The following is a 13,180-nucleotide window of genomic DNA, read 5'->3' as shown; positions in this document are numbered from 1 at the left end:
TATTCTATTTGGCTTTCAAATACAAACTCAGTTGGAGGATAATTATCTATATTGGTATTATTTTTTATAGCATTAAAATAATATGATTCATAAGTTTTTAATTTATTTGTTTTATTTACCATATATTCATAAGATAAAGCATGTTTAATATGTCTTTCATAAAAAGGATAGCTATTATCAAAACCTATTAAAAGCACTTCATCTAAACCTATATAATATGCAAAATCTATCATGGCAGTAGCTACAGTATTTGAAGCCTTAAGAGATGATAGTTTAATAAAGTTTTGTATATATTCAATAAGTCCTAAATTTTCTATAGAAGTAAATCTTATAAGATTAGTTTTGCAGTGTGTATTTTTAGGTATAATTTTATTGCAAGACATATCCATAACTAAATATGGAAAATGTGATTTTTCATAAACAAAATCAAGAGAATTAAAAAAACCTCCGTCAACAGTAATAACAAAATCAGGTATTATACCATGTTTGCATAACACACTATAGCTAGTATCAACACATATTATAAATAGATTTTCTCTATTTATCTTTATGTATTGTATGCTATATTTTAATGTGGGACCTGGACATATTAATAATGCTTTTAATCCTTTAAATGAATCTTTAAAAATTGAAATGTCTGCAGAATCTTTTATATATTCGCTATTGAATATAATATTTTTTGTCCATATATTTTCAAAATACATGTTGGTAAATATATTAGATACTTCTTTTTCCATTATATTAAGTATTTGAGTATATAGGGTATTAGCATTATCTTTTTCTTCTTTTGTTAGAGAAGGTAGAATTACAAGATTAACACCATTTATACTTTTATAGTCTATAAGTTCATTAATATAATTTATAGAATCATCTTTGTGAATAAAAAATATATTTTCATTTTCAGGGCTGTATATGTTGTAGTATGAATATTTAAATAATACAGTATCTTCAACTACTGCAATAATTTTCAGAGTTTTGATAGTATTTTTATTGAAGTAGTTATCAATATTTTCCATTAAATATTTTAATATATATCCCAAGCCGTAACCGTACATTATGAGAAGGTTTTTATTTTTATTTATATTTTCTAAAGCTCTTTTACATTCATTATTAATATTATATTTACTGTGCACTGCTCTTGAATTTTTTGATGCTGTTATAATACCATCTTTATTTTTTTCTATTTTGTATGAAGCGTCTGGTTCGCCTGACAAATATTTTATTAAAGCATGTAATTTTAAAGATATTTTCATTTATCTATGATAACAAAAAAAATATAAAAATCAAATACATAATAATTTTTTTCTTTTTTTACAAAAAATTATTGACATTATTGATAATTTTTATAAATTTACAATTATTAAATATTTAGGGGTATATAATTATGAGTAGTTCACCATTAGGGATTAATACTAAAACAGGCAAGTCTTATAAAGTTATGGTTATAGATGATTCCAGCACAATACGTATAGCAGAAAAGAAAATTTTATTATCAGAACAGTTTGAGGTAACAATGGAATCAGACGGTGCAATGGATGCATTAAATAAATTGAGGGATGCTGTAGAAAAACCAGATATAATAATGATAGATTTTGAAATGCCTCAGATGAATGGAATAGATTTGCTTAAAAGAATAAGAGCTTTGAATATAGATTCCAAAATAATTGTAGTAACATCCTATTCAAATAAGGGTGTATTGATGGAATTTTTAAAGCTCAAAGTAGATGGATATGTAGTAAAGCCTATACAGCGTCAGACAGTTATTGAGCATTTAGCTAAAGTACTAGGAAGAGAAGATTATATAAAATAATTTATTTTTATAATACATTTTAGACTAATTTTTCTATAATTTAATAATTTTCTTCTATTATTTATTGTTTGATTTTTATGTATTAAAATGTTATAATATATGATATTTTTTTAAGGATAGTAATATATGGCAGTAAAAAAAAATAAACCTGATAATTCTGAAGAAAGACAATATTCCACACTGACAAAAGATATATTAAAAAGAGTAGATCATATTTCAATAGAAAATGAATTAAGAGAATCCTATTTAACTTATGCCATGAGTGTTATAGTATCAAGGGCTTTACCTGATGTTAGGGACGGATTAAAACCTGTTCATAGGAGAATACTATATGCTATGTATGATGCTAATCTTACTCATGACAAACCATATAAGAAGTCGGCAGCCACAGTAGGTGAAGTTTTGGCACGCTATCACCCGCACGGAGATGCTGCAGTTTACGGCACTATGGTAAGAATGGCACAGGATTTTTCTATGCGTTATTTACTTGTAGACGGACAGGGTAACTTCGGTTCTATAGATGATGACCCGCCTGCCGCTATGCGTTATACTGAAGCAAGAATGACTCGTTTTGCAGAAGAAATGCTCAATGATATAGAAAAAGAAACTGTTAAATTTGTTCCGAACTTTGATGATTCCAGAACTGAGCCTTCTGTACTTCCAGCTACAGTTCCTCAGCTCCTTGTAAACGGAAGTATGGGTATAGCTATTGGTATGGCTACAAATATGCCTACTCATAATTTAAGAGAAGTAGTTAATGCTGTTGTTTATTATATAGATCATCAGGACGCTGAAATTAAAGACCTTATGCGTTATATACAAGGTCCAGACTTCCCTACTGCTGGTATTATATACGGTAAAGAGGGTATTAAAGAGGCCTATACTACTGGTAAGGGAAGAATTAAATTAAGAGCAAGACTTGAAATAGAAGAGACTAAAAAAGATAGAGAGGCTATAGTAGTAAAAGAACTTCCTTACGGAGTTGTAAAAACTACTCTTCACGAAAAAATAGCTGAGTTAGTAAAACAAGGTAAAATTGAAGGTGTAGCAGATATTAGAGATGAATCAAGCAACAGAGCAGGTATTCGTCTTATAATAGAGCTTAAAAAAGGCGTTGCTACTCAGATAGTATTAAATCAATTATTTAAGCATACTGATTTGGAAACTACTTTCGGTATAATAAATCTTGCTTTAGTTAATGGTGAGCCTAAAGTATTAAATTTAAAAGAACTTATAAAATATTTTGTTGACCATAGAGTTGAAGTTATCACTAAAAGAACAGAATATGATTTGAATCAGGCTAGGGCTAAAGCTCATATATTAGAAGGTTTGCTCATAGCACAGGCTAATATTGAAGAGGTTATAAGAATAATAAGAGAAAGCGAAAATACTGATTCTGCAAGAACAACTCTTATGAACAGATTTAAACTTTCAGAAAAACAGGCTCAAGCTATACTTGATATGCCGCTTAAAAGATTAACAGCCTTAGAAAAATTAAAAATAGAACAGGAATTGCAGCAATTAAGAGAGTTTATAGCTTATTGTGAAGACTTACTTGCACACCCAGAAAAGATACTTGCTGTTATTAAAGATGAGCTTAAAAAAATAGCAGAAAAATATGGCGATGACAGAAGAAGCGAAATAATAGGAAAAACTAATGATACAGAGATAGATGAAGAAGATTTGATACATGATGAAGATGTTGCAGTATCTATCACTACTCAGGGATTTATTAAGAGAGTGCCTGCTTCAAGTTATCGTACGCAGGGCAGAGGAGGAGTAGGTGTTCAGGGCGGAAAATCACAGGGTGAGCATTATATAGAGCATTTATTTGTTGCTTCTACTAAAGATTATTTATTTATATTTACAGACAGAGGTAAGGCTTTCTGGATGAAAGTTCATGAAATACCTGCCTTGACTAAAACTTCTCAAGGAAAAAGTATTAAATTTATTCTTAATTTAGCACCTGAAGAGAAAATAACAAGTTATTTTACAGTGTCTGAGTTTGACCCTAAACAGTCTATTATTATGGTTACAAAAATGGGTACTATAAAGAAAATGGAGTTAAAACATCTTGAAAATGCTAAAAAAAGAGGGATACTTGCTTTAACATTGGAAAATAATGATGAGCTTGTGGCTGTTTCTGCTGTTCAGACTGGAGATGACTTTATTATGACTACAGCTACTGGTCTTGCTTTGAGAATAACTGAAGAGAAAATAAGAAAGATGGGAAGAGCTGCTGCTGGTGTTAAAGGTATTTCTTTAGATGATGATGACATTTGTGTATCTGGAAATGCTATACATAAGGGTGAATCATTAATAGTTATTACAGAAAATGGTATAGGTAAAAGACTTTCTTCTAAACAGTTTAATGTTAAAGGAAGAGGCGGTAAGGGACAGATTTATATTAAACCAGATAATAAAACTGGTAAGGTTGTAAGCGTAAAAACAGTAGGCGATAAAGATGAGATAATGGTTGTTACTACTGATGATATGACAATAAAGATAAAGGCTGATTCTATACCAGAGCTTGGAAGAAATGCTAAGGGTGTAAAAATCGTTAATATTTCTGACGGAGCTAAGGTTAGCGATTTAGCTGTTGTACCTTGTGATAATGAGGAGAAAAAGTAAGTAAAATAAAGCCCATATTTTGATAAAGAATATGGGCTTTTTTATTAAAAAAATTAATTATTTTTTATGAAGTTTTGTTATATTAAACATATAAAATATATATTGTTTAGAAATATTTGAAATAAGAGTTGTTTTATTTTTTAATCTTCAATTTTATTATTATATTTTTTCTGTATATTAGCAGAAAAATTACTTATTAAAAACATAAAAATATAGATAATGTAATATAATATTAGAGGTTGTATTATGGATAGAAAATTAGAATTACCTTATAAGGCGGAAATATTTATAAAGAGTAAATTTCTTAAAGCAGAAATAGTAGAATTAGAAAAAACTGATAATATTTTTAAAGTAGAACTGGATAATGAAATCTTTATTACATTTGATGAAAATGGTAATTGGCTTTCTATAAACAGTGAAAAAAGACTTCCAGAGCATATTATTCCAGAAGTTGTAAAAGAAAAAATTGATAAATTAAAAAGATTAGAAATAGAGTATAAAAATGAAAATTTAGATATTAATGAAATAAGAAGAATCATTAATTCATACAGGGTAATACTAGATCATTATTTAGAGATGCATATATACAGCAGATAATCTTATTTTAAGCATCTTACAATTTTACCATTAGACATTTCATAAACATTATTTGCATAAGCCGCAATATTATGAGCATGAGTAACCATAATGATGCTTGTTCCCTGTTTGTTTATTGTTGTAAGTATTTCCATTAATGTTTTTGTAGTAGCAGGATCTAAGTCGCTTGTAGGCTCATCGGCTATTAGACATTTACACCCATAAGCTAATGCTCTTAATATAGCAACCTTTTTCATTTCGCCGCCTGATAAATTAGCAGCTTTAGAGTTCATCTTATCTTTGAGAGAAAATAGTTCTATATTTTCTTTTGTCTGATTAATTTTCTCTTCAGTAATTTTATGTTTAAAAGCTAAAGGCATTAATATATTATCTATAACACTTATAGTTGGTATAATAACAGGATATTGAAATATATATGAAAAATATTCTCTTCTAAAGCTGGCAAGCACATCTTCAGAAGCACCATTTAATTTGAAAGAGTCATAATATATAGTTCCGCTTGTAGGTTTGAGTATAGCACCTATAATGCTTAGTAATGTACTTTTGCCGCTTCCAGTATGTCCTACAAAGCTGATAAAATCCCCCTGATTGATATCTAAACTAATATCTTCGCATGCATTAAATTGAGTAACCCCCAAAGGAAAAACTTTTGATATACTGATTATTTTTATGTTCATAGTGTTCCTCTTAAATCCTCATAAGGATCTTTATGCAAAAGTATTGAATTTGATATAAATGCCCCTATCATAAAGGCTATTATTAAAACGGCATTGGCTAAAAGCATCATATAGGCTCCGTTAATAACATCAGCAAATTCTATTAAAGTTAATATATAAGAACTGTATCTTAAATATAAAATTCCTACTTCTATTATACATATGCCAAATGAAATAATAGGATATAAAAAACTTATAAGCATTGCTAATTTTTTTATGGCTAATTTAGTAGCTCCGAATATACGCAAAGTAGAAAACATTCTGCTATTTTTTGAGAATATATAAGAACTTGTTATTGACGAATAAAGCACTCCTACAATAAATATTCCTATAAATAATGAGTATATAGAAAATTCTCTAAAAAAAGGTATATTCTCATTTAATAAAATTTCATATTTCCATACCAAACTAAATATTGAAGTTATAGTCATAATCTGTGATAATGAAATAAATATCACTATAGAAAAAACCATACTTCCTTTAATAAGTTTGGAAGCGTATCCAATAGTAGAATTATACACGGCAAACCTTCTATTTATAATAATATTATTTAAACTATTTACAAATATCTTTGTAAAATATTATACACTATGCTATATATAGTATCGATATTATTATATATTACTTAAATAATAATTTTTTATTATTTATATCAATATTTTATAAATTTAAGTATGTATATTATTCTTTTTAGAATAAGTGATATTGAATTTTGTGAATGAATACATTTTTGCAGTTGTTTTTAAAGTATATATATAATATTTATATTTTATAAATTACATTTTTAATACAGCGGCATTCTTTTACTTAGTATGATTTTTTGGGCAAAAGACTGAAAACAGACTGGTATTATATAATGACTTTTGATGCTAGTTATTTCAAAGATATGCAAATATTTTTTATTAAAAAATTCATTTTTGACAAATTATAATTTTTTTGCTATATATACTGAAAATTTTTAAGTTTGTCAACAGTGAGCTCCCCCCTCATCTTCGTTCGGGACGCTTCGCGTGCACCTTCCCGCACGGTATTCTTTATTCTTATCAAATGTCAACGCGACTGTGTGATTCGCAGGGCTAGTCCCCGAAAATAATAAAAATATAAAAACTAATTTTGACAAATTGTAGTTGTTTAGGTATATTAATATATAATTGTATCAAGTTTTTTAAGGAACCGTAAAAATGTATAAACAAAAAATTATAGAAGCTGATAAGAAAGCTAAAAAAATATTATTCAATTATTTCTGGAAAGACGGCTGGATTGATGATAGAAAACAAAAAATAAATGATGATGATTTTTTATACGCTAAAGAAAAAGGGTTGATGTTTGATTTTTCTGATGAAATTATTAAACATGATGACATTATAAAAAATATACCAGATCTGTTAAAATAAATAGATTTTAATAATACAGTTAAAGCATTTTTATGCAGTTTATCATCTAGAGCATTGCATTTTAGAAGTTTTATATCAAGCTATTATTTAGCTGAAAAAATAATTGAACATCATTTTATAGCTGAAAACGCATACTGTGATGAATGCTTTAAATATTATATTTTAGGAGATGATTTTTATTTGAAATATAGCAATGTGTATAACTTTGAAAAGTTTAAATGGGGCGGAGTAAGACTCTCAAATCTATCATATATCTACTTCGATCTATTAGAGTTTAGTAAAATTAACTTTGATAAATACAATTTAAATCCTTCAAAAGAGGATATAGAAATTTTTAATAATATATTAAAACAAATTGATTCATATAATAATAAAAATGATTCTGCAAATAAAATGGAAAAAACATTAAAAGATATATTTCCTTCATCAAAAGATCAAAGAATAATACTTCTTGAAATATTATCATATTTAGATATTTTAGAGGCTAAAGAAGAGAGAGAATATAGGAATACAGAATTATCAGATAAATTGATGCATTGGAGAGGAGGGGATTCTTATAATAAAGAGAATGCTTTGAAGATTTTTAAAGAATATATTTTTATTTAGATTTATAAAATGAATATTTAAATAAAAAATAGCTGTCTCCAATTTTTATATTATAATTTTTATATATTGAAAACAGCTATTTTCGTAATTCAGTATTTATGAATATTTATTAGAACAATCCGCTTATTTTTCCATTTTCATCTATATCTATATTGCATGCGGCTGGTATTTTAGGAAGACCAGGCATATCTATAATACCTCCAGCCATAGCAATAATAAATCCTGCACCTGAAGCAAGTTTTACTTCATCAATGTTTAGAGTATATCCTTTAGGAGCATTAAGAAGTGCTGGGTTATCGGATATTGATTTTTGAGTTTTTGACATACATATAGGCAAATTTCCAAAACCTATACTTTCTATTTTTTTTATCATCTTATTTGCTTTTGCTGAGAATTTCACATTGCCTGCTCCGTATATTTCTTTGCATATAAGTTCAATTTTTTCTTTTATGCCTTTTTCTAAATCATATAAAGGTTTATAATTAGATTCTTCAGAAGTGGCTTTTACAACTTTTTGAGCTAAATCTTTTCCGCCTTCTCCTCCTTTTTCCCATACTTCGCATAATGATATTTGAGCACCAATATCTTTACAGTGTTCTGTTATGCATTCTATTTCTTTTTGAGTATCAGAAGAGAATTTATTAATAGCAACAACAACTGGAACATTGTACTTTCTCATGTTTTCTATATGCTTATCCAAATTCTCAAAACCTTTATTTAAAGCATTCAAATCTTCTTTATTAAGCTCCAAAGCTCCTCCATGATGCTTTAATGCCCTTATAGTGGCAACCAAAACTATGCAGTTTGGCTTTAAATCAGCAGCACGGCATTTAATATCAAGAAACTTTTCAGCTCCCAAATCAGCAGCAAATCCAGCCTCTGTGATAGTATAATCAGAAAGTTTTAAAGCTAATTTTGTAGCAAGTATAGAATTACATCCATGGGCAATATTAGCAAAAGGTCCTCCATGAACTATAGCAGGAGTGTTTTCTAATGTCTGTACCAAATTAGGTTTTATAGCATCTTTAAGCAAAGCACAAGCAGCACCCTCTACTTTCAAATCTTTTACTTTTAAAGGATTATCATTAATATCATAGGCAAATACAATATTTCCTATTCTCTCTTTCAAATCTATTAAAGAGTTTGAAAGACAAAGTATAGCCATAATTTCAGAAGCAACAGTTATTTGAAATGATGACTGTCTAGTAACTCCGTTCTCACTTCCTCCTAGACCTATAACTATATCGCGTAATGCTCTGTCATTCATATCAACAACTCTTTTGAACACTATTTTATTTGTATCTATTTTTAATTCATTTCCTTGTTTTATATGATTATCAATACATGCTGATATTAGATTATGAGCAGAACCTATAGCATGAAAGTCTCCGTTGAAGTGTAAATTAATATCTTCCATAGGAACTATTTGAGCATATCCTCCTCCGCATGCTCCGCCTTTTATTCCAAATACAGGTCCCAAAGACGGTTCTCTTAAAGCAGCTACTGCATTTTTACCTATTTTATTTAGGCCCTGTGTTAATCCTATTGTAACAGTAGATTTTCCTTCTCCTGCTGGTGTTGGAGTGATAGCTGTTACCAAAACTAATTTTCCATTTTTTTTGTCTTTTAATTTATTTAGTAATGATAATTCTATTTTAGCCTTATACTTACCGTATGCTTCATAATCATCATCTGTGAGATTAAGCATTTTAGCTATTTCTTCTATTTTTTTTAATTTACATTCTTGTGCTATTTCTATATCTGTTTTCATAATGTCTCCAATAATTATTTGTAATATTTTATGATTTTATTAGTGATTTTAATAAAATAAATATACAGCATTTTTTAATTATTTGATAGTATTTTTTTCATTAATTGCTTTAAAAAATACTATTGAATTTTGTATAATTATTATTATAATTCTATAAAAGAGGTTTAGATATATTTATAAAATTACTTTTTCAATATATTAATTTAAAATAAAGGATTTGTTTAATGGATAAAGTTAATATTAGTCTTATAGGTGTAGGAAGAATGGGGCAGTTTCATCTAAATGTTATAAGCCAAATAAATCATATAAATTTGTCTGGAATATATGATGCCGATGAGAATCATCTTAATGAGATATCTCAAAAGTATAATATAAAAAAATTTAATACTATCGACGAAGCCATAGATAATGCAGATGCTGTAATAATAGCAAGCCCTACAACTTTTCATTTTGAAATAGCTAAAAAAGCCGTAGAAAAAGGAAAACATGTTTTGGTAGAAAAGCCTATGACAGAAACTTATGCACAGGCTTTGGAATTGGAAGAGATTGTAAAACAAAAAAATGTTATACTTCAGGTAGGACATGTAGAAAGATTTAACGGTGCCGTTCAGGAACTTCATCATATAATAGAAAAACCTTATTTAATAGAAGCTAGAAGATTAGCTCCTTTTACTCCGCGTATTACAGATGTAGGTGTTGTATTTGATATAATGATTCATGATTTAGATATTGTAACTTCATTAGTAAAAAAGCCTGTTATAAAATTTTCTGCAAGCGGAAAGAGAATAAGAACAAAAAATGAAGATATAGCAAGTGCATTATTAGAGTTTGAAGATGAGACTATAGCTACAATAAGTGCAAGCAGAGTAACCCAAGAAAAAATTAGAACATTGGCTATAAGTACAGAAGAAGCATACTTTTTATTAGATTATGCTACTCAGGATATAACAATACATAGACAGGCAGCAAGTCAGAGCAATATAAAAACTTCTATAGGTATAAACTATAAACAGGAATCTATTATAGAAAGAGTATTTATTCATAGAGATAATCCTTTAAAATTGGAAGATGAACATTTTGCAAATTGTATATTAGGCAAGGATAAAAGATTTGTTTCTATAGAAGATGATGTTAATACTATAAAATTGACAGAATCTATTTTAAAAGAGATAAAAAAGACTTGGTAATTATTTTTTGTTTATGATAGCGGGGAGTGTTATATGTTTATTTAATATTCCCGCTTTTTTATAAACTTCAATTTTTGAAACTAATTTATTATACAATACAATTTCTATTGTGCTTTCATTAAGTAAATATTATAGTTATTATCAACTTTTCCTACGTAAAAAGCATCAAAAGCACAATTAGATTTGTTTCAAAAGTGCTTGACAGATTATATATGAAATCTTGGTAATTTATCAATTATAAAAATAATATTTTACAAGTTAAAACTATCATTTTAGTATATAGCTAAACAACTATAATTTGTCAAAAAGTAAATTTTTAAATTTAATTATTTGTGGTTGATAGTACTATCTAAAATTAGTTTTTGAAACGAGTCTATTATAAAATAAGATTATCTTCTCTTTTTTTATATGAGAAATTTGATTTTATAGGCTCAAATGAATATCTATGCATATCACTTGCACCATACATTTCAATAGCTTTCATATGCTCTTTAGTTCCATAGCCTTTATTTTTAGCAACTTTATACTTATGATAAACTTCAGGAAGATCATTCATCATTCTATCTCTTTCTACCTTAGCAACTATACTTGCACAGCCTATACAGTAGGATTTAAAATCTCCTTTTGTTATAGAGCATTGCTTTATATCAATATCTAGTTTTACAGCATCTATAAGAAGTACATCAGGTTTTATATTCAATCCCCTAACAGCATTAACCATAGCAAGTTTTGTAGCATTATAAATATTAATCTCATCTATAGTTTTGGCATCTACCGAATATACACTGTAACATAATGCTTTATTAATAATTTTATCATAAAGCTCTTCTCTTTTTTTAGCAGATATTTTTTTAGAGTCATCAACCTCTTCTATAATATTTTCTCTTACCACTTCAATATCATTATTAAGTTCTAAAGGCATTATAACAGCAGCAACTGTAACAGGTCCGAATAAACAGCCTCGTCCTACTTCATCAATACCACATATATATTTATAGCCTAATGATAAGTACTCTTTTTCATAGGCAAATTTGTCTATGACGGAGGAATTATATTTAGAGTCAAACATATCCATAAAAATTAATCCCTCCTTAAAATATTATAATAGTTGATAAGCTAAAAATACTATTATTATAACAGCAAATAAAGAAATAGATACTATAGCAACATTACCTATTTTTTTATTCATTTCTTTAATTTCTTTATTATTCTTTGTCTGATTATCCTCTATTTTTTTAATTCTCCTATTATTTTTATAACTCTCTTCATTAAATCTATTTTCTATATAATTAACGAGTTTTTCATTTTGAGTATTATTATAATTTACTCTGTTTAATCCTTTGCTGTAATTTTGCACTTTATTAGATTCTAATTTTGTATTTACAGTATTTGCAAGCTCTTCATATTTTAAATAATTATTTTCTAATATTTCATTAATATTTTTAATGAATGCATCGTATCTTCCTTCAGCATTTTGATTTTCTTCATCAAAATATTTTTTCTGCTCTTCAATACTGATATTAAATTGATTATTCAAATCATCAGCAAGCTCTTCATATTTTATATTATTTTTTCTAATATATCATTTATAGTTTTGATAAATGCATCATATTTATTATTCTGCTCTTCCATATGGGTATTAATTTTATTATTTATATCTTCATAAGTTTGATGCATTTCTTCTTCAAGGTCTTTATGTACTTTTCTTAAAGATGAAATATCTTTAAAAGTTTTTAGGTTCTGTTCCAGCATTACATTATTATAGTTAGAATTATTATTATCTATTTTTTCTGTAATGCTTTCATCTAATTCTTCTTTTAATTTAGATATATTATTGTTTTGCTCTTCGAAGAATTTTGTATTATCTTCTTTAACATTTTCTATTTGGCTAGATAAATCTTCCAGCTTGTTTTGTTATATTCTTTTGTTCCTCTAACTTACTGTTTATATTATTAATGAACTCATCATATTTCCTGTTATTTTCTTCAATAGTTTCTTTTATGGTTTCATTCAAATTATTATTTATATTATTAGAAATATAATCTTCTAAATCTTTTTGATTTTTTCTTAAAGCAGAAAGTTCTTTAAAAGTTTTTAAATTATGCTCAAGAATTATGCTGTTATTAGTTGTATTATTTTTTTCTATTTTCTCTTCAATACTTTCATCTAATTCTTTTTTTAATTTAGATATATTATCGTTTTGCTCTTCAAAGAATTTTTTCTGTTCTTTTTTAGAATCTTCTATTTGGTTTAATAAATTATCTAATCTATTTTGATTATATACAATTTGTTCTTTTAAATTAGAGTTTAGAGTATCTAATTCTTTTTTATTGCTGCCAAACTTACTATCTAGATCATTAATTAATTCATTATACTTATTGTTATTTTCTGTTAATGTATTATTAATAGTATATTCTAAATCTTTTTGACTTTTTCTTAAAGATGATATTTCTTTAAAAGTTTTTAGA

General features: G+C 27.1%; 13 protein-coding genes and 1 pseudogene. 6 read left to right on the top strand and 8 right to left on the bottom strand.

Features of this window, described 5'->3' with window-relative positions:
- On the bottom strand, positions 1–1,253 hold a 1,253-nt coding region (locus tag KQ44_RS00350), incomplete at its 3' end, for a 6-hydroxymethylpterin diphosphokinase MptE-like protein (protein ID WP_096735757.1).
- Positions 1,254–1,384: 131 nt separating this feature from the next.
- Between KQ44_RS00350 and KQ44_RS00345 the strand changes: the two genes are divergently transcribed.
- From KQ44_RS00345 to KQ44_RS00335, 3 genes are all read left to right on the top strand, one after another.
- A complete protein-coding gene (locus KQ44_RS00345) occupies positions 1,385–1,810 on the top strand; it encodes a response regulator (protein ID WP_096735756.1) in 426 nt (141 codons plus the stop codon).
- Positions 1,811–1,936: 126 nt separating this feature from the next.
- On the top strand, positions 1,937–4,441 hold the full coding sequence (gyrA, locus tag KQ44_RS00340) for a DNA gyrase subunit A (protein ID WP_096735755.1): 2,505 nt from the start codon (positions 1,937–1,939) through the stop codon (positions 4,439–4,441).
- Between the two features lie 246 nt (positions 4,442–4,687).
- The gene (locus tag KQ44_RS00335; RefSeq protein ID WP_096735754.1) at positions 4,688–5,038 is read left to right on the top strand and encodes a PepSY-like domain-containing protein; all 351 of its coding nucleotides are present in this window, start codon (positions 4,688–4,690) and stop codon (positions 5,036–5,038) included.
- A gap of 2 nt (positions 5,039–5,040) precedes the next feature.
- On the opposite strand, the gene KQ44_RS00330 is transcribed toward KQ44_RS00335, so the two are convergent.
- Positions 5,041–5,715, bottom strand: a complete 675-nt coding sequence (locus KQ44_RS00330; RefSeq protein WP_096735753.1) for an ABC transporter ATP-binding protein — start codon at positions 5,713–5,715, stop codon at positions 5,041–5,043.
- Positions 5,712–6,275 (bottom strand): hypothetical protein, encoded by a 564-nt coding sequence (locus tag KQ44_RS00325; RefSeq protein WP_096735752.1) that lies wholly within the window; start codon positions 6,273–6,275, stop codon positions 5,712–5,714. The genes KQ44_RS00330 and KQ44_RS00325 overlap by 4 nt, the downstream gene beginning before the upstream one ends.
- 660 nt (positions 6,276–6,935) lie before the next feature.
- On the opposite strand from KQ44_RS00325, the gene KQ44_RS14620 reads away from it, so the two are divergent.
- Together KQ44_RS14620 and KQ44_RS14615 are read left to right on the top strand one after the other, a co-directional pair.
- Positions 6,936–7,148 (top strand): hypothetical protein, encoded by a 213-nt coding sequence (locus KQ44_RS14620; protein ID WP_240516392.1) that lies wholly within the window; start codon positions 6,936–6,938, stop codon positions 7,146–7,148.
- 180 nt (positions 7,149–7,328) lie between these two features.
- Positions 7,329–7,754, top strand: a complete 426-nt coding sequence (locus KQ44_RS14615) for a hypothetical protein (RefSeq protein ID WP_240516391.1) — start codon at positions 7,329–7,331, stop codon at positions 7,752–7,754.
- 109 nt (positions 7,755–7,863) lie between these two features.
- Here the strand turns inward: KQ44_RS14615 and KQ44_RS00315 are convergent, their stop codons facing one another.
- Positions 7,864–9,525, bottom strand: coding sequence for a formate--tetrahydrofolate ligase (locus KQ44_RS00315; protein ID WP_096735751.1), 1,662 nt, complete (start codon positions 9,523–9,525; stop codon positions 7,864–7,866).
- 224 nt (positions 9,526–9,749) lie between these two features.
- Between KQ44_RS00315 and KQ44_RS00310 the strand changes: the two genes are divergently transcribed.
- Positions 9,750–10,712: a Gfo/Idh/MocA family oxidoreductase gene (locus KQ44_RS00310; RefSeq protein ID WP_096735750.1), complete on the top strand. Its 963-nt coding sequence runs from the start codon at positions 9,750–9,752 to the stop codon at positions 10,710–10,712.
- A 376-nt stretch (positions 10,713–11,088) separates the two neighbouring features.
- On the opposite strand, the gene KQ44_RS00305 is transcribed toward KQ44_RS00310, so the two are convergent.
- The 4 genes and pseudogenes from KQ44_RS00305 to KQ44_RS14360 all read right to left on the bottom strand — a co-directional run.
- On the bottom strand, positions 11,089–11,787 hold the full coding sequence (locus tag KQ44_RS00305; protein ID WP_096735749.1) for a ribonuclease HII: 699 nt from the start codon (positions 11,785–11,787) through the stop codon (positions 11,089–11,091).
- 24 nt (positions 11,788–11,811) lie between these two features.
- Entirely contained in the window at positions 11,812–12,249 is a 438-nt protein-coding gene (locus KQ44_RS00300; RefSeq protein ID WP_096735748.1) for a hypothetical protein, read from the bottom strand.
- Between the two features lie 23 nt (positions 12,250–12,272).
- Positions 12,273–12,464 carry a hypothetical protein gene (locus KQ44_RS00295; RefSeq protein ID WP_096735747.1) on the bottom strand — a complete coding sequence of 64 codons (192 nt, stop codon included), beginning with the start codon at positions 12,462–12,464 and terminating at the stop codon, positions 12,273–12,275.
- Positions 12,465–12,600: 136 nt separating this feature from the next.
- A pseudogene (locus tag KQ44_RS14360) lies at positions 12,601–13,180 on the bottom strand (hypothetical protein); the annotation flags it as partial.

Source organism: Brachyspira sp. G79, from assembly GCF_002379365.1.
Taxonomy (GTDB): Bacteria; Spirochaetota; Brachyspiria; order Brachyspirales; family Brachyspiraceae; genus Brachyspira.
The sequence above is the reverse complement of the archived record's forward strand: the minus strand, read 5'-3'. Positions and strand labels throughout refer to the sequence as shown.